Source organism: Rubrivivax soli, from assembly GCF_049810355.1.
Taxonomy (GTDB): Bacteria; Pseudomonadota; Gammaproteobacteria; order Burkholderiales; family Burkholderiaceae_C; genus Rubrivivax.
The window spans coordinates 1,573,896-1,590,576 of the sequence record NZ_CP187368.1; the positions used below are offsets into that span (position 1 = coordinate 1,573,896).

Here is a 16,681-nt window from a genome sequence, read left to right on the forward strand (position 1 = left end):
CAAGCCATGCAACGCGACATCGCGCGCCGCCGCCTGCTCGGAACCGCACTGTCCGCCGCCGTCTGCGGCTGGGCCGCACCGGCCCGGGCCTGCGAAGTGATGACGGCCACGCTGCGGGTGCTGCACCCGTGGACCCGCGCCACCGTGGCCGGCGCCGACACCGCCGTGCTGTGCATGACGTTCGACGAGGTGCACACCGCCGACCGGCTGGTGGGCGTGCGCACCCCGATCGCCAGCGGCGCGCGCCTGGCCGGCACCGCGCCGGGCACGCCGCTGGACCTGCCGATCCCGCAGGGCAGCACGCTCGAACTGAGCGAGGACGGCACGCACCTGCTGCTGACCGGGCTGCACGCACCGCTGCAGGTGGGCCGTGCCTACCCGCTGGAACTGCAGTTCGCGCAGGCCGGCGTCGCGCTGGCGAGCGTGAGCGTCGACTTCACCGCGGCGAACGCGTCCGCCCTGCCTGCATTCCCCGCCTTTCGTTTCCGCTGACCCCACCAAAGCAACACACCAGGAGCTGTCTCGATGCACATCACCTTCCCCAAGAGCCCGATCGCGCTGGCCGCGGTCGCGGCGCTCGGCGCCATCACGGTTGCCGCCCTGCCCACCCCTGCCGATGCCCGCGGCAAGACGCAGGGCACCTACCTGGCCGGCGACTTCCACAACCACAGCACCTGCTCGGACGGCGCCGTCTCGATGCAGAAGCTGGTGAAGCGCTCGATGGAGCGCGTGAGCGAATCGCCCTGGGGGCTCGACTGGTTCGTGCAGGCCGGCCATGGCGGCACCGGCAACCGCAACTGCACCCTGCCCGAGGACGCCGCGCTCGCGACCCCCGCCTACCCGCAGGTGTTCGCCACCGACGGCGTGACGCCGCTGGGCCCGCAGACGCGCTGGCAGCAGTCCAACCCCGCCATCCAGCCCAAGGGTGCGGTCTCGGGCACGGCGCCGAACCAGAACATGTGGCGCTGGCAGGCGGTGCAGGAGTTCCAGTACCCGCTGGTCGAGTACCTGGCCGCCTACCGCAACGAACCGCTGTTCCTGGGCATCGAATCGGTCGTCGCCGGCCACGAGCACAGCTCGATGGCGGTCATCACCGGCCAGATCCCCGCCGCCACCTACAGCACGCCGCTGCCCACCACGGCCGGCTACACGCCGCTGGGCAACGCCAACGCGCTGGCGCAATGGGCCTACTGCTTCGACCGCGGCAACGGCGACACGAGCCGCGGCAACACCACCACCACCAGCGGCATCGGCAACAACTGGGACTGCTCGGTGCCGGGCAGCCCGAACGCCGCCGACCCCGACTGGAACGCCGCCGCGTTCAAGCTCAACGGCGCCAACGGCAACCCGGGCCACAACAAGACCGTCGAGGCCGTGAAGTGGATGGCCGCCTACCACCCCGACGGCAGCTACTACGTGCCCGCCCACCTGGAGCGCGCCGGCCCGTTCAACCCGGCCGGCAACAACGGCTTCAACATCGAGCACCTGCGCAACTTCAACAACGCCGGCCCGAACGTGGCCTTCGGCTTCGAGAGCCAGCCCGGCCACGGCGCGGCCGACCAGCGCGGCGAATACAACATCCGCCGCAACACCATCAGCGGCGTCAACGTCGACTCGGCCGGCGGCACCACCTTCGGCGGCACCGGCGTGTATGCGGCACAGATCGGCGGTGTCTGGGATGCGCTGCTGGGCGAGGGCCGCAACTGGTGGTTCTTCGCCAGCTCCGACTGGCACTCGCGCGGCGCCTTCAGCGTCGACGACCGCCGCAGCGACAACGACTTCTGGCCCGGCGAGTACCAGCGCAACTACACGATGGTGCGCCACGGTGGCTCCAAGCCCACGCCGCAGACCATCGTCGACGGCCTGCGCACCGGCAACACCTGGGTGGCCTCGGGCCAGCTGATCGACCGCCTGGCCTTCGTGGCCTGCGTCGGCCGCGACGAACGCGCCGTCGAGGCGCTGGCCACCGTGGCCGCGCGCAACAACACCGACTTCGACGTCAAGGGCTGCGCCTCGATGGGCGAGAAGCTGGTGGTGCCGCCCGGCGCCGACGTCGTGGTCTCGATCGTCGTGCGCGACCCCGCGGGCAAGAACTACTCGCCCTACAGCTTCCCGAACCCGTCGCTGGCGCAGGTGGGCATCACGCAGCCGATGGACGCGCCGGTGCTCGACCACGTGGACGTGATCCGCGGCATGGTCACCGGCCTGCGCACCCCCGGTGCGGCCGACTACGCCGGCGCCTGGCCCGACGACTGGGTCGACCTCGCCAACCCGCAGCAGCTCAAGTCCCTGAGCCTGGTGCCCGCGGCCGCGAAGAACACCAGCGCCGGCGTGCTGCGCACCTTCAACGGCAGCACCTGGGCGGCGGGCCCGAAGGGCGAGCGCGAGTACAAGCGCATGACCTTCCGCATTCCGGCGGTGACGGCGTCGCAGTACGTGCGCCTGCGCGGCACCAACCTGCCCGCGGCCGTGCCCTTCGAGACCGACGCGGCCGGCAATCCGCTGTCCGACGCCTGGACCAACCAGGCGCAGGTGCGGGCCAAGAACAGCAGCACGATCGAGTACCCGGCCGGTGCACTGCTGCGCATCCCGTGCAAGACGGTCGGCACCAACGTGCCCGCCAACGACGTGCTGTACACCGGCACCGGCATCGACGGCTGCCCCAACCACCTGCCGGTGGTGGGCGGCCAGAAGATGGTGGCGCTGGACGTCGCGGCCTGGGCCGACCTGTGGTTCTACAGCAACCCGATCTTCCTCGAGGTGGCCGGCGCCACGCGGGTGGCGCGCCTGAAGTAAGGCCGCGCCGCCGACGTCGCCGGGCCGCGGGGCCCGGCCCGTGGCCCGCTTCGGGGCCCGTGCCTGTGCACGGGCCCTTCCCCGTTCTTCCGTCCACGTTCTTTCGCCCTGCACTCCGCCATGACCCTCCCGCTCCCGACCCCGCCGCAAGGCCTGCAGCGCTGGCTGCGCGAGCCGCTGCTGCACTTCCTGCTGCTCGGCGCGCTGGTGTTCGCCGCCGACCACCTGCTGAACCGCGACACCGAAGACCCGCGCACCATCGTCGTCGACGCCGCGGCCGACCAGGAGGCGCGCGCCGTGTTCCGGGCCGCACGCGGCCGCGAGCCCAACGCCGACGAGCTGTACGCGCTGCGCCGCATCTGGCTCGACAACGAGGTGCTGTACCGCGAGGGCCTGGCGCTGCAGATGGACAAGGGCGACAAGGCCATCCGCGACCGCGTGATCTTCAAGTCGGTCAGCATGATCAACGCCGGCCTGCAGCGCCCGCCGGTGAACGACCAGATCCTGCGCAGCTGGTTCGAGCAGCACCGCGGCAAGTACGACGACCCCGCGCGCTACGACTTCCTGGAAGCCGTGATCGCGGGCGACGCCTCCGAGGCCACCGCGCGCAGCTTCGCCGCGACGCTGAACGCCGGTGCGCCGGATGGGGCGGCCTCCGCTGCCGACACCCAGGCCGGGCTGCGCGTGTTCAAGGGCCGGCCGCACGACAACCTGGTGCAGAGCTTCGGCGCCGATTTCACCCAGGCGCTGGCCGCGCTGCCGCCGGGCACGTGGCAGGCGCTGCCGCACCGCGACGGCTGGCGCGTGCTGCAGTTGCAGGCCCTGACCGCGGCGAAGCCGGCCGACTTCGAGGCCCTGCGCGGCGTGGTGCTGGCCGACTGGACCGATGCCGTGATGGCCGAGCAGCGCGCCGCCGCCGTGAAGGCGATGGCGCAGAAGTACACCGTGGTGGTCGCGGAGCCGGCGCGATGACGGCGCTGCTGCGCGCGCTGGCCCGGGTGGCCGCCTGCGTGCTCGGGCTGCTGGCGGCCACCGCAGCCCCGGCGCACGAGATCAGCATGGCCGAACTGCAGCTCAGCGAGACCGCACGCGGCCAGTTCCTGTGGCAGTGGACGGCCGGGCTGCGCACCTCCGACGACGAACTGCGCCCCGTCTGGCCCGAACCCTGCCGCGCCGAACCCGGCGTCGTGCGCTGCGGCGAGGCGGGCCTGACCGGCCAGCTCGCCATCGACGGCGTGGGCCGGCGCTTCTCGGCCGTGCTGGTGAAGGTGACGTGGCTCGACGGCCGCAACAGCGTCTTCACGCTCACCGCGGGCCAGCCGTCGGTGCAGGTCTTCGGCGCCGCCGACGACCGCCGCGGCTGGGGCGAGATCGGCAGCGCCTACTTCGTGCTGGGCGTCGAGCACATCCTGGCCGGCATCGACCACCTGCTGTTCGTGCTGGCGCTGCTGTTCCTGGTGGGCTTCCGCCGCCAGCTGGTGCTGACCATCACCGCGTTCACGGTGGCCCACAGCGTGACGCTGGTGCTGAGCGCGCTGGGCCTGCTGACGCTGCGGCCGCCACCGGTGGAGGCGACGATCGCGCTGTCGATCCTGCTCGTGGCCGGCGAGGCCCTGCACGACCGGCCGACGCTGTCGCGGCGCTGGCCGGCGCTGGTGGCCTTGTTGTTCGGCCTGGTGCACGGTCTGGGCTTCGCGGGCGCGCTGGCGCAGATCGGCCTGCCGCAGCACCACCTGCCGGTGGCGCTGCTCAGCTTCAACCTGGGTGTCGAGGCCGGCCAGCTGCTGGTGGTGCTCGCGGCCTGGGCGCTGCACACGCTGGTGGCGCGCTGGCCGCGCGCTGCGCTGGTGCGGCGGCCGGTGCTGTACGGCATCGGCGGCATGGCGGCGTTCTGGACCATCGAGCGCGTGGTGGCGATGGCAGGCTGACCGGTCCGAGGCACGTACGCGCGAGCGTGCAAGCGCTGCAATCGGACACAGATGGCGGCGTTCGCACCGCTCTTCGCGGCTTCAGCGGTGGCGCGGTCGGACGAAGATCCAGGACACGGGATCTTCCCGCCACGCCAGGAGCCGCCATGAGCCCGATGTCCCTGCTGAGCCTGCCGCCCGCGGTGCACCGCGACGCCGCGCTGCACGCGCAGCAGCCGTCGACCTGCGGCGAGCGCGGCGAACGCGGCCTGGCGCTGCTGGCGGTGGCAGCCGCCCTGGCCGTCGCCGCCGCGGCCAGCGTGCTCGCCTGGGCCGGCTGAAGGACCGGGCCGACCCGACCGCTACAACGTCACGCGCAGCGTCAGCCGCGCCGCACGCGGCTCGGCCGGGTGCACGTGGCGGTCATCGGCCGCATCCAGCCCCGGCGGCTGCGAGGCGTAGTAGTACTGGATGTCGTTGACCTCGCGGTCGAGCAGGTTGAACACGTCCAGGCTCAGTTCGGCACGGCTGCCGAACCGGCGGCTCACGCGCAGGTTGGTGGTCAGCGACGAGAACGCACGCACGCTGTTGTCTTCGGTCAGCGCGCCCGGGCCGAGGTAGCGCCACTGCACGCTGGCCGACCAGGGGCCGAGCTCGCGCACCGTGGCCGCGACCGAGGCGACGCGGTCCACGGCGTTCGGGATGCGGTCGCCGTTGTCGAAGCGGGCGTGGGTCCAGGCGAAGTCGGCGTCCAGCAGCAGCCAGGGCCGCGGCGTCCAGCGGTTGTTGAATTCGACGCCGCGGCGGCGGCTGCCGGCGCTGGCTTCGGTGGCGCCGGCGTCGCCGACGTAGACCAGTTCCGAGTCGAAACGCAGCGTCCACAGTGCCAGCGAACTCTGCAGGCCCGGCAGCGCCTCGGTGCGCAGGCCCAGCTCGGCCCCGCGTGAAGCCACCAGCGGCGGCACCCGGTCGACGGCGTTGGTCAGCGGGTCGTCGTTCTTCGGGTCGCGCACGATGGTCGTGCCGCGTGCGTCGTTGCTGTGCAGGCCGCGGCCGGCGTTGAAGAACAGCTCGGTCTGCGCGAAGGGCCCCGCCACCAGCGTCAGCTTCGGCGACCACTGCGTGGCGCTGGCACGCCCGCCGTTCTCGGGGTGGCTGAGCGCCTGCACGCGGTTGCGCACGTGGTCGGCGCGCAGGCCGAACACGCCGCGCAGCAGCGGCGCGAACTGCAGCCCGGTCTGCGCGTACAGGCCCAGCATCGTCTCCTGCACCTTGTCCTCGCGCGTGGTCGCGGTGATGCGGCGGGCCACGCTGTCGTACAGGCCCAGGCGGATGCGGTCGTGGCGCCCCTGCACGCCCACTTCGCTGCGCGCGTCCAGCCCGGCCAGCGTGTGGCCCAGCGTGCGGCTGGCGCTCCAGCCGGCCACGGTGCGTTCGTCGCGCTGCTTGAACTGGTCGCCGTCCACCGGGTTGTCCAGTGCGTAGGTGAAGTTCGAGTTCAGGTCCAGCCGGTAGCGCTGCACGTAGCCCGCCACGCGCAGCCGGCCCAGCGTGTCCTCGCCGTGCCATTCGGCGGCCAGGCTGGTGCGCTGCGTGTCGCCGCCGGCCGTGGGGTCCAGGCTGTCGAAGCGGCCGAAGGGCCGGCCGTCGTAGCTGCCCGCGTCGATCAGCCGCTGCGGCACCTGGTCGGTGCTGTCCCAGCGCGCGCGGTAGGCCAGCACGCGGGCGCTCCAGCCCTGCGCGCTGCTGCCGCCGGCCAGGCTGGCCACGAGGTTCGTGCGCCGCAGCCGTTCCGGCACGGTCCAGGGGCCGTCGTTGTGCATCAGCTCCGCGGCCCCCAGCAGCGTCACGCCGGGAGCGACGTCGGTGGACGCGCCGGCCACGCCGCGGCGGTAACCGTTGCCGCCCAGCGTGAGCGCCGCGAACGGCGCGTCGAGCCGGCGCTGGTAGACGATGTCGGCGCCGCCGGCGCTGGAGAAGTCGCCGCTCTGCGCGAAGTACGGGCCCTTGCGGTAGTCGATGCGCTGCACCAGCTCGGGCAGCAGGAAGTTGAGGTCGGTGTAGCCCTGCCCGTGCGCGTGCGTGGGCATGTTGACCGGGATGCCGTCGACCGAGGTGGCGAAGTCGGTGCCGTGGTCGAGGTTGAAGCCGCGCAGGAAGTACTGGTTCGCCTTGCCGTCGCCCGCATGCTGCGTGACGATCAGGCCGGGCACGAACTCCAGCACCTCGCCGGGCCGCAGCGCGGGGCGGCTCTTCAGCAGCGCGCTTTCGATCACGCCTTGCGAGGCGGCGTCGGACGTGCCGACGGCGTTGTCGTAGTGGCCGCGGATGGTGATGCGCTCGACCGGCTCGGTGCCGGGTGCAGTCTGGGCCGACGCGGGTGCGCAGGCCAGTGCGGCGGCCAGGGCCACGGGGGCCAGGGCCGCGGATGCGGGACGGGTCATGCAGGAACTCCTCGGGAGCATGGAAGCAGGCAGGCAGCACGTCCGCAGCCGATGCTGCGGACGCGGGTGCGGGCAGGGGTGCGCGTGCAGGTGCACGCGGGGGGCGGGGCCGGTGCGCGCAGGCGCCCCGGTGCGCTCAACCGGCCTGCGGCGGCTTCAGCAGGGGAGCCGGGGGTGCGGGCACGCTGGCCCAGCCTGGGCGCGCCTGCCACATCCGCGGCGCCGAGACCCCGCGGTGGCGCAGCAGGTGGAACGCCAGCAGCGCGAAGGCGGCGGCGAGTGCCGCGGCCACCGCATCCAGCGCGTCCTCGGCGGCGACCGCCTGTGCCACGCTGGCGTCGTCGGCACCGTGGTGGTGGCGCTCGGCGTGGCCGGTGGCGTGGCGGTGCCCGCCATCGGCCAGCTGGCCCGTCGCGCGGTGCGTGTGCAGCGGGCCGTGCAGGCCCGCCACCGCGGCCACCTGCCCCTGCAGCACCAGCACCAGCACGAGCCAGAACGCCACGGCGCGCAGCAGGTCGGCGCAGGTGGTGTCGGGGCGGGGCGAGAGCAGCATGGCGGGCGGTGGTGCGCAAGGGTACGCGCAGCGGCGCGCCGCGGATGCAGCGCGACCGGTCCGGGTGCCACGCCGCGCGCGGACGGCCGCCACGACCACGATTGTCGCGGCGGCGGATGTCAGCGGCGCGACATGCGACGTGCGGTCCGCGGCCGCGCCGGCTACAGCACCGCCGGGTCCACCGCGCCGCTGCGCTTGCGCGCGCGCTGGGTCGGGAAGGCGTGCACGCGCAGCCGCAGCACGTCGTCGCTGACCACGCCGTCCACCGCCAGCGGCAGCGCGGCCTGCCCGGTGCTGCGCAGCGTCAGGGTGGAGCCTTCGCGCGCCGAGCCCAGGTGGCCCAGCAGTTCCACCGTGCCGTCGAGCCGCAGCACCGAGACGCGCAGGCCCGCGGCGGTGGGCTGCGTCAGCACCAGGCGCTGCGCAGCGTAGTCGCCCTCGTCACGCGCCTCGCGCACGGCCAGCACGCCGGCGATGTGCTCGCCGCCGGCCAGCCAGGCCAGGCGCCGGCCGGCGGCCATCTGCGCCGCCAGCAGCAGCACCAGGTCGCCGCAGGGCGCGCGCAGCCGCCAGCCCAGTTCGGGCGCGAACTGCACGCCGTAGCGCGCGCCGCGGAACCGCTCCAGCACCGCCGCCACCGCCTGCGGCGGTTCGGCGCCGACCTCGATGGCATCGCCGCCGGGCAGCACCGCCTCCGACGCCACCGCGTCCAGCGGCCTGCCCGCACGCAGCAGGATCGCCGCGCGCGCGAAGGCACGCAGCTGCGCCAGCCGCGGCGTGGCGGCCGGCCGCTGGCGGATCAGCGCCTCGGCGTCGAGGTCGCCCACCTTGGCCAGCGACTGCAGCAGCGTCGCCTCCAACCCGGGGTCCGACCGCGACAGCGCCTCGGCCAGCGCCTTGCCGGCCGTGCGCACCGGAATCTCGCCCAGCGATGCCGCTGCCTGCAGCCGCAGGGCGGGCTGCGCGGTGTCGTCGTGCAGCACGCGTGCGATCAGGCCGGCGGTGCGCTCGTCGGGCGCGTTGTCGGCGGCAATCTGCATCGCGCGACCCACGTGCAAGCGGGCCGCGGCGCGGCTGCCTTCGGCCAGCACGGCCAGCAGCGACTCCATCTCTGCGGCGGTGGGCCGCGGGTGGCCGTAGAACGGCCCGTCCAGCGCCAGCAGGCGCTGCAGGCGGGTGGTCAGCGGCGGCGGCAGCTTGCGTTCGGTGGCCATGGCGGCACCCCTTTCGCGTCTCAGCAGGGCAGGCGGATCCAGCAACTCGACCGCATGGTCGTGCGCTGGCCCGCGGTGAGGTCGCGGCTGTTGACCGAGATCTCGCCGATGCCGTCGTTGTTGGAGTCCACCCCCATCAGGTTGGTGGCGGAATTGGTGTGCACCAGCCCGAGGTAGTGGCCGACCTCGTGCGCCACCAGCACGCCCAGGAAGTCGTCGGAACCGGTGTTGACCTCGCAGACGGCGCCCGTGCGCCCGCTGGCGTCCTTGTCGCACGGGCCGCTGGAGTTGCTCCAGCCGCCCGCGTCCGACACGTTCTGCACCATGAACAGGTCGATGCCGTCGTTCGGGCCGGAGTAGTCGTTGGTCAGGTCGGTGGCCTGCGCGGCATTCACCGACAGGTAGGTGCCGACGTCGTCTTCGTCGATGTAGCGCCAGAAGATGCGCCGCACGCCGATGTCGGCCTGCGCGTAGATCTCGCGCATCAGGTCGATGGCGTGCTGCGTGCTGATGGCCTGCGCCTCGGTGAAGCTGCCGCCGAAGCCGGGCTCATGGCCGACGAAGAAGACGCACAGGTTGATCGACGTGTCGCGGATGCGCTCGATGTGGCGGCGCACGCGCAGGTCGCGGTCGATCGGGCCCCAGGGGTAGCCGAAGAGGTCGCGGCGCACGCGCAGCGTGCCGGTCTTGTCCAGGCAGTCGGCGCAGGTGTCTCGGATGCGGACGGTGGCCATGGCCGCGCCCTCACTGCAGCGCGATGACCATCGGGATCAGCCCCGTCCCGCCCCGGTGCGGCGCGATGGCCTTGCCGATGACGGCACCGAAGGCCAGCATCGGGTCGGCCGCGCGCATCGCGTGGCCTTCGGTGCTGGAAGTGGTGAGCAGGTCGCCGATGGCGATGGGCCCGGCCTCGTCGGTGACCTTCACGTAGGTCTTGCCCATCAGCGCGATCGGCCGCCGGTGGCCGCGCCCGCGCTGCTTGTCCAGCACGATGGCAGGCGCGTAGCTGCCCGCGCCCGACACCACACCGACCACCGAGCGCTGGTGCGCCTGCGCCGAAGGCTGCAGCCGGCCGTCGTCGGACAGCGCCATCACGGTGCCGGGCTCGGCGTTCACGCTCGGCAGCACCTCGAACTCCTCGGCGCAGTCGGCGTTGCGCAGCGTGATGTCGCCGGCATCGGCGTTGAGGTGGATGGTGGCGTCGGCGTCGGAGAAGATGTCGCTGGCGCTGCTGGGGTACAGCAGCACGTCGCCGTCGGTGCCGTGGCCGCCCAGGCGCAGGTTGGAGTTGCTGCTGAGGTTGAACACCTGGTTGCCCGCCGCGTCGTAGGTCGACAGGCTCTGGCCGTCGGCATTGAGCAGGATGCGCCGGCGGCCGCTGCCGTCGTACAGGTCGACGTCGCCGTCGCTGCCGTTGCCGCCGAGCACGAGGTTGGCGTTCGGCCCCAGGCTGCCCACCTCCAGCCCGCTGCGGTTGCGGATGCGCAGCAGCTGGTTGTCGGCGTCGAGCTCCAGCCGCGTGGTGCCGCTGGAGTCGCTGAGCACGATGTCGCCGTCCGAGCCGTTGCCGCCCAGGCGCAGGTTGGCGTTGTCGCCCAGACGGCCCACCTCCTGGTTGCCGGCATTGCGGATGCGCAGCAGGTGGTTCTGCGCGTCGAGCTCGAGCCGGGTCACCCCCGCGGCGTCGCGCAGGTAGAGGTCGCCGTCGGCACCGCCCGCGCCGCCCAGCGTGAGGTTGCCGTTGGGGCCCATTTCGGCCACCACGCCACCGTCGGCAGCCAGCAGGCGCAACCGATGCCCGTCGGCCACCATCGCGACGCGGTTGACGCCGTTGGCGTCCTTCAGCACCAGGTTCGCGTGCTCGCCGTGGCCGCCCATGATGACGTCGCTGTTGCTGCCGATCAGGCCCACCTGCTCGCCGCTGGCGTTGCGGATGCGCAGCAGCTGGTTCTGGCCATCGATCTCGACGCGGGTGACGCCGCTGGTGTCCTTCACGTACAGGTCGCCGTCGCCGGCCGGGCCGCCGAGCGTGAGGTTGCCGATGGCGCTGGCTTCCACGCCCGTGTCGCCCGCTGCGCTGCGGAGCGTCAGCCGGGCGTCGCTGGCGTTCAGCTGCGCCCGCAGCGTGCCGTCGGCGCCGCTGAGTTCGAGCGACGCGTGCAGGCCGCCGCCGCCGGCACGGATCTGCGCCAGGTCACCGTCGAGCACGATGCTCGCGGTCTCGGACGCCGCCGGGGTGACCGACAGCGATTGGTTGACGACTTCAGCCATGGTGCCTTGCTCCACGATGGGTTGGATCCATGCCGACCACTATCGGCAACGGTCGGGGGGCTCGCCATCCCTAGCGGCGGGCCGGCGCCCCCCCAGAAACCGGCCTGCGCTGGCCCGGGACATGCGGTGCCGTCTGCGCCGCGGCCGCCTTCATGGCCGTCGCCAGCGCCGTGTAGGCCGCGGCCCACGCTGCGCGCAGCGCGGGCGTGAAGGCACTGCCCAGCGCCTGCTCCAGCGTCCACAGCAGGGCCGTGCCGACGCTGTCGTAGTGCCCGTCCTGCACGCCGTAGGCCACGTGCCGGCGCGCCAGCTGCGCGGCCGCGGGCAGCACGTCGTCCAGGTGGCCGAGGTGGGCGACGACGCTGTCCAGCGTCTTCATCAGCATCGCGCCCTGCACGTGGATGTCGCGGGTGAACAGCGGCCGGGTGTCGGGGGCGATCTCGAAGAGCCGGCCGTAGAAGAGGCCGGCCGCGGCGGCCTGCAGCGGCTGCACCTGCGTCCAGCTGGCCTGCACCAGGGTGATCTGTTCGGGGGTCATGGAAGCTGCTCCTGCGGGGGGGTGCTGCGGCGGCCGGACCGCCCGGCCGCCGCGACAGCCGCAGTGTTCGCCGCCGCCCCGGGCGCCGGCCTTCAGCCGGTCTTCAAAGTTGTGAAAGCGGCAGCGCCACCGCGGGGGTGCTGTCTTAGACTGGCGCGCCGCCGCCGGACGTCCCGCCGCAGGCCATGACCACCCCCGATCCGCCCGGACTGCTGCCGCTGCCCGACCGCTGCCACTTCTGCGGCCGCGGTGCCGGCACCGCGGGCCGCTTCGAACTGCGGGCCCGCGCCCGCGAACTGCTGGCAGACGGGCAGCCGGTGGCGCTCGGCGGCCGGGCCTTCGACCTGCTGCTGGCGCTGGTGCAGCGCCGCGACCGCGTGGTGCCGCGCGCCGAGCTCATCGATGCCGTGTGGCCCGGCCGCATCGTCGAGGAGAACAACCTCAGCGTGCAGGTCAACACGCTGCGGCGCGTGCTGGGCCCCGCGCTGCTGGTGACGGTGCCGGGGCGCGGCTACCGCTTCGCCGGCACGCTGGACGCCGACCTGCCTGCGCAGACGGCGGCCCACGCGCCCGCGCCCGCACCGGCTCCGGCGCAGCCTCCCGCCCACCGCAGCCACCTGCCGGTGGCGCAGCCGCTGCTGATCGGCCGCGGCGACGACCTCGCCGCGCTGGCGACGCTGATCGAGCAGCACCGGCTGGTGACGCTGGCCGGCCCCGGCGGCGTCGGCAAGACGCGGCTGGCGCAGGCGCTGCTGGCCTTGCGCGGCAGCGGCTTCGCCGACGGTGCCTGCTGGGTCGAACTGGCACCGGTGGCCGACGCGGGCGCGCTGCCCGGCGCCGTCGCCACGGCGCTGGGGCTGAAGCTGGCGCCCGGCCACGCCGCCGACACCCTCGCCCAGGCCCTGGCCGACCGGCAGCTGCTGCTGGCGCTGGACAACGCCGAGCACCTGCTGGACGCGGTGGCGGCTCTCCTGGACGGGCTGCTGGCACGCGCGCCGGCACTGCGGGTGCTCGTCACCAGCCAGCGGCCGCTGCGGCTGGCCGCGGAACGCGTGCAACGCCTGGCCGGGCTGGCGCTGCCGCAGGGCACGCTGCCGGCGCAGGCGGCGCAGGCCTTCGGCGCCGTGGCCTTGTTCGCCGAACGGGCGCAGGCCGCCGACAGCCGCTTCGTGCTGTCCGACGCGCAGGTGCCGGCCGTCATCGCGCTGTGCCGGCAGCTCGACGGCAACGCACTGGCGATCGAGCTCGCTGCCGCGCGCGTGCCGCTGCTGGGTCTGGACGCGCTGCTGGCCGCCCTGCCCGAGCGCCTGCGCGTGCTGACCGCCAACCGCGACCGCAGCGCCCCCGCGCGCCAGCAGACGCTGCGCGCGGCGCTGACCTGGAGCCACGACCTGCTGCCGGCGCGCGAGCAGCGCTTGTTCCGGCGCCTCGCGGTGGTGGCGGGCAGCGCGTCGCTGGCGCTGGTGGCGGCGCTGGCGCGCGACGACGCGGCCGATGCCGCCGACGACGACCCTGCGGGGGGTGCGCCCTGGGACGTGCTCGACGCGCTCGACGAACTGGTGCAGCGCTCGCTGGTCGAGGTGGTCGTGGAAGCCGGCACCGACACCGACACCCCGCTGCCGCGCTACCGCCTGCTCGCGTCGCCGCGCGCGCTGGCCGCCGAGCACCTGGACGCCAGCGGCGAGACCGCCCCGCTGCGCCACCGCCACGCGCTGGCCATGCTGGCCGCGCTGGAGCGGCACACCACCGCGGCGGAGGCCGGGCACGTCGGCATCGACGCGGCGGCCCGCGCCGCCGAACACGACCTCGACGACGCCCGCGCCGCGCTCGCCTGGGCCGCGCAGGCCGGCGACACCCCGCTGCAGCTGCAGCTGGCCGCCGCCCTGCTGCGCGTGCTGCCGGCGCCGCTGCATGCCGAGCGGCTGGCGCTAGCCGACACGCTCGAGCGCCTCGAAGCCGCGCTGCCGCCCACGGCGCCCGCGGCGCTGCGCCACCGCGCCGCCGTGGCGCTGGGCCTGGCGCTGGCGGCGGCGCAGCCGCAGCGCAGCCGCGACGCCGCGCAGCGGGCGCTGGCCGCGGCGCGGCAGCTGCCCGACGACGCGCACGGCCGCTGGTGCCTGGTGCAGGCGCTGTGCGAGGCGGCCGACGTCGTCGTCGACGCGGCCGACGTGGCGCCGGCCGAAGCCTTGCTGCTGGAAGCGCTGGCGCTCGAAGACCCGGCCTGGCCGGCGGTGCGGCGGCGCGCCACGGTGCGTGTGCGCGCGGCCATCGCCGCGGCCCGCGGCGACGCCGCCGAGGCGTTGCGGCTCGACCGCGCGCTGCTGGCGCTGAGCCGTGCCGCAGGCGACTGGAGCCCGATGACGCAGATCAACATCGCCGACGGCGAGCTGCGCTGTGGCGACGCGCGCGCCGCCGTCGCCACCGGGCAGGCGCTGGTGGCGCAGTTGCAGGCGCAGCGCGACGACAGCCATCTGGGCTACGCGCGGCTGAACCTGGCCGCCGCCTGGCTGGCGCTGGACGACACGGCCGCGGCACGCCCGGTGCTGCGCGCAGCCTGGACGGCGGCGCAGCGCATCCAGCGCCTGACCTGGTGGTGCGACCAGGCCGCGCTGCTGGCGGCGCTGGAGGGCCGGCAAGCCGACGCCGCCGCGCTGCTGGCCGCAGCCGACGCGCACTACGCCGCCGCTGCCGAACGCCGCCAGCACAACGAGGCGCAGGCGCACGCACGCACCTGCGCACTGCTGGGCGTGGACGCCGCGCACACGCAGGCGCTGCCGGTGCCCGCCGAGCCGCTGCTGCCGCGGCTGGCCTTCGGCGACAGCACCACCGCCTGAGCCGGCCGCGGCAGCCGGGGCGGCCGGCCGTGCCGGCGCGCATTCACAACCTTGAAGGCGCGCTGAAGGCCTGGCCGGGGGGCTGCGGCGAACACTGCCGCCCATCGTCGCAACCTGCCTTCCACCCTTTGGCGCTTCGGCGCGACGACCGAACCCCAGGAGACCTTCCATGCATTCCCCTGTTCCCCACGTTCTCGTCCGCGGCCCCGGCCGTGCCCGCCGGCTCGCCGCCGCGCTGTGCCTGTCCGGCGTGGCCGGCCTGGCGATGCCGCTGCAGGCCCAGATCCGCGGCCAGGCACCCGACGACGTCGCCAACGCCGCGGTCGAGCTGACCCGCGTGTACCACGGCTCCGACGGCAGCGTGTTCTCGACCCGCGCGGTCGGCAACACCGTGGTCGGCTTCAGCCAGGACGCCTCGGGCCAGCGCGCCTTCGTCTTCACCGGCACGCGTTCGGGCATGACCATCACCGGCCACTACTACAGCGTGCCCAAGGGGGCCGACACCAACGAAGGCCCGCTGGTGCTGACGCTGTCCAACGGCGGCTCCACGCTCACGCACGCGGGCGGCGAGAGCGTCGGCGCCACCACGTGGATCGCCAAGCTCCCCAGCTTCTTCACGTTCCCGAAGGCACGCGAGGCCACGTTCCAGTCGATCGCGTCCACCGACCTCGACGGCGCCTTCAAGGGCTCGGACGGCAGCCGTGCCTACGTGCGCCAGTACAACGCCACCGTGGCCTTCCTGGCCGAGAAGTTCAACGACCCCGCCGACACGCGGCCGGCCTGGGCCACCGTGTTCATCGGCACCCGCAGCGGCAACACGCTGTCGGGCCAGTACTACGACCTGCCGCACCAGACAGGCACGCTGCACAACGGTGCCTTCAGCGGCGAGAAGCTGTCCACCGAGCGCACCTTCTCGCAGAACCTGTGGCAGGGCGTGCTGGGCGCGCTGCCGCTGCGCGCGATGACCTACCAGGCCGACTACGCGGTCGACCTCGACGTCTTCGCGCAGGAGATCCGCAACCGCATGACGCCCTTCGCCGTGGGCTACAGCTACGCCATCGCGCAGGACGGCGTCGTGGTGCGCCACGGCGCCGACGGCGACCGCCGCACGCCCGACGGCATCAATGGCCTGGCTGCGGGCTGGCCGTTCACGAGCGAGACGCTCAACGAGATGTCCAGCACCACCAAGACCGTGACGCTGGTGGCCGTGCTGCGTGCGCTGCGCGACCGGGGCATCTCGGTGGACTCCCCCGTGGCGCCCTACCTGCCCGCACCGTGGGTGCGCGGGCCGGGCATGGACACCGTGACCTTCCGGGACCTGCTGTCGCACGGCAAGGCACCCACCGTCAACGGCAACACGCCCGCCGCCCCCAAGGGACTGTTCAAGCCCGGCAACTGCAAGACCGACTTCTACGGCTGCCTGCGCGACGCGGTGGCCGGCGGCATGACCGGGCCGGCCGAGTACGACAACATCCACTACGGCATCTTCCGCGTCATCCTGCCCTTCGTGGTCGACCCGGTCGGCATGGCCGCCCTGTTCGCCGGCAGCAACGACGGCGCCTACCTGAACGGCGTGTACAGCCTGCAGTTCCGGGCCACCATGCAGTGGATCCTGCAACTGGCCGGCGTCAACGCCGACTTCCAGTACGTGCTGGGCCCGGGCGAGACCATCGCCTACCGCTACGCCTGGGGCACGCCGCCGACCGATGAATACCTCAACGACACCAGCGCCGACGACTACCTGGGCGCCGGCCCGGGCGGTCTGAAGATGAAGTCCACCGAGTTCGCGAAGTTCCTGAGTCGCCTGGAACAGGGCGCGATCCTGCCGCCGGTGGACGTGGCGACGGCCAAGGCCATCGGCTTCGGCGGCACCGGCCCGGTGGCCGGCCCGTCCGGCGTGGGCCCGCTGTGGACGAAGAACGGCGGCAGCGGCCAAGCCCAGTCACAGCTGATGGTCTACCCGGGCACCGAGGCCTTCATCACGCAGAACTCCACCGGCAACGCCGCCCAGGCCGACGGCTTCCAGATCCTGACCGACGCCTGGAAGGCCGCGCTGATCGGGCAGTGAGACCACGCGCCGGATTGCACGAGAAAGGGGCCCGGGGGGCCCCTAATGTGCGCCCA

13 protein-coding genes are annotated in these 16,681 nt (G+C 73.7%); 7 read left to right on the forward strand and 6 right to left on the reverse strand.

Translation table 11 applies throughout. The features are described from left to right. The first annotated feature begins 6 nt into the window (after positions 1-6). From ACPOLB_RS07150 to ACPOLB_RS07170, 5 genes are all read left to right on the forward strand, one after another. Positions 7-492 (forward strand): copper chaperone PCu(A)C, encoded by a 486-nt coding sequence (locus tag ACPOLB_RS07150; protein ID WP_425260612.1) that lies wholly within the window; start codon positions 7-9, stop codon positions 490-492. A gap of 33 nt (positions 493-525) precedes the next feature. Beyond that, positions 526-2,796: a hypothetical protein gene (locus ACPOLB_RS07155; protein WP_425260613.1), complete on the forward strand. Its 2,271-nt coding sequence runs from the start codon at positions 526-528 to the stop codon at positions 2,794-2,796. Between the two features lie 120 nt (positions 2,797-2,916). Further along, entirely contained in the window at positions 2,917-3,768 is an 852-nt protein-coding gene (locus ACPOLB_RS07160) for a peptidyl-prolyl cis-trans isomerase (protein WP_425260614.1), read from the forward strand. Further along, positions 3,765-4,724, forward strand: a complete 960-nt coding sequence (locus ACPOLB_RS07165) for a HupE/UreJ family protein (protein WP_425260615.1) — start codon at positions 3,765-3,767, stop codon at positions 4,722-4,724. The genes ACPOLB_RS07160 and ACPOLB_RS07165 overlap by 4 nt, the downstream gene beginning before the upstream one ends. 146 nt (positions 4,725-4,870) lie before the next feature. Further along, the gene (locus ACPOLB_RS07170; protein WP_425260616.1) at positions 4,871-5,044 is read left to right on the forward strand and encodes a hypothetical protein; all 174 of its coding nucleotides are present in this window, start codon (positions 4,871-4,873) and stop codon (positions 5,042-5,044) included. Between the two features lie 21 nt (positions 5,045-5,065). Here ACPOLB_RS07170 and ACPOLB_RS07175 read toward each other — a convergent pair whose 3' ends face one another. The 6 genes from ACPOLB_RS07175 to ACPOLB_RS07200 form a co-directional block, all read right to left on the reverse strand. After that, complete coding sequence (locus tag ACPOLB_RS07175) at positions 5,066-7,147, reverse strand: TonB-dependent receptor (protein WP_425260617.1); 2,082 nt, start codon at positions 7,145-7,147, stop codon at positions 5,066-5,068. A 136-nt stretch (positions 7,148-7,283) separates the two neighbouring features. Beyond that, positions 7,284-7,700 (reverse strand): hypothetical protein, encoded by a 417-nt coding sequence (locus ACPOLB_RS07180; protein WP_425260618.1) that lies wholly within the window; start codon positions 7,698-7,700, stop codon positions 7,284-7,286. A gap of 161 nt (positions 7,701-7,861) precedes the next feature. After that, positions 7,862-8,914 carry a hypothetical protein gene (locus ACPOLB_RS07185; protein WP_425260619.1) on the reverse strand — a complete coding sequence of 351 codons (1,053 nt, stop codon included), beginning with the start codon at positions 8,912-8,914 and terminating at the stop codon, positions 7,862-7,864. Between the two features lie 20 nt (positions 8,915-8,934). Next, positions 8,935-9,648: a zinc-dependent metalloprotease family protein gene (locus ACPOLB_RS07190; protein ID WP_425260620.1), complete on the reverse strand. Its 714-nt coding sequence runs from the start codon at positions 9,646-9,648 to the stop codon at positions 8,935-8,937. Positions 9,649-9,658: 10 nt separating this feature from the next. Continuing rightward, positions 9,659-11,185, reverse strand: a complete 1,527-nt coding sequence (locus tag ACPOLB_RS07195; RefSeq protein WP_425260621.1) for a hypothetical protein — start codon at positions 11,183-11,185, stop codon at positions 9,659-9,661. A 70-nt stretch (positions 11,186-11,255) separates the two neighbouring features. Further along, positions 11,256-11,723, reverse strand: a complete 468-nt coding sequence (locus ACPOLB_RS07200; RefSeq protein WP_425260622.1) for a globin domain-containing protein — start codon at positions 11,721-11,723, stop codon at positions 11,256-11,258. A gap of 185 nt (positions 11,724-11,908) precedes the next feature. Between ACPOLB_RS07200 and ACPOLB_RS07205 the strand changes: the two genes are divergently transcribed. Both ACPOLB_RS07205 and ACPOLB_RS07210 read left to right on the forward strand, forming a co-directional pair. Continuing rightward, positions 11,909-14,557, forward strand: a complete 2,649-nt coding sequence (locus ACPOLB_RS07205; RefSeq protein ID WP_425260623.1) for an ATP-binding protein — start codon at positions 11,909-11,911, stop codon at positions 14,555-14,557. Positions 14,558-14,726: 169 nt separating this feature from the next. Then, positions 14,727-16,625 (forward strand): serine hydrolase domain-containing protein, encoded by a 1,899-nt coding sequence (locus ACPOLB_RS07210; protein ID WP_425260624.1) that lies wholly within the window; start codon positions 14,727-14,729, stop codon positions 16,623-16,625. Positions 16,626-16,681 lie beyond the last annotated feature (56 nt).

Bases quoted from the DNA above. Each gene is read 5' to 3' on its own strand.
- ACPOLB_RS07155 (WP_425260613.1), top strand. From the start codon at position 526: ATGCACATCACCTTCCCCAAGAGCCCGATCGCGCTGGCCGCGGTCGCG.
- ACPOLB_RS07200 (WP_425260622.1), bottom strand. From the start codon at position 11,723: ATGACCCCCGAACAGATCACCCTGGTGCAGGCCAGCTGGACGCAGGTG.
- ACPOLB_RS07175 (WP_425260617.1), bottom strand. From the start codon at position 7,147: ATGACCCGTCCCGCATCCGCGGCCCTGGCCCCCGTGGCCCTGGCCGCC.
- ACPOLB_RS07205 (WP_425260623.1), top strand. From the start codon at position 11,909: ATGACCACCCCCGATCCGCCCGGACTGCTGCCGCTGCCCGACCGCTGC.
- ACPOLB_RS07190 (WP_425260620.1), bottom strand. From the start codon at position 9,648: ATGGCCACCGTCCGCATCCGAGACACCTGCGCCGACTGCCTGGACAAG.
- ACPOLB_RS07170 (WP_425260616.1), top strand. From the start codon at position 4,871: ATGAGCCCGATGTCCCTGCTGAGCCTGCCGCCCGCGGTGCACCGCGAC.
- ACPOLB_RS07180 (WP_425260618.1), bottom strand. From the start codon at position 7,700: ATGCTGCTCTCGCCCCGCCCCGACACCACCTGCGCCGACCTGCTGCGC.
- ACPOLB_RS07160 (WP_425260614.1), top strand. From the start codon at position 2,917: ATGACCCTCCCGCTCCCGACCCCGCCGCAAGGCCTGCAGCGCTGGCTG.
- ACPOLB_RS07185 (WP_425260619.1), bottom strand. From the start codon at position 8,914: ATGGCCACCGAACGCAAGCTGCCGCCGCCGCTGACCACCCGCCTGCAG.
- ACPOLB_RS07195 (WP_425260621.1), bottom strand. From the start codon at position 11,185: ATGGCTGAAGTCGTCAACCAATCGCTGTCGGTCACCCCGGCGGCGTCC.
- ACPOLB_RS07165 (WP_425260615.1), top strand. From the start codon at position 3,765: ATGACGGCGCTGCTGCGCGCGCTGGCCCGGGTGGCCGCCTGCGTGCTC.
- ACPOLB_RS07150 (WP_425260612.1), top strand. From the start codon at position 7: ATGCAACGCGACATCGCGCGCCGCCGCCTGCTCGGAACCGCACTGTCC.
- ACPOLB_RS07210 (WP_425260624.1), top strand. From the start codon at position 14,727: ATGCATTCCCCTGTTCCCCACGTTCTCGTCCGCGGCCCCGGCCGTGCC.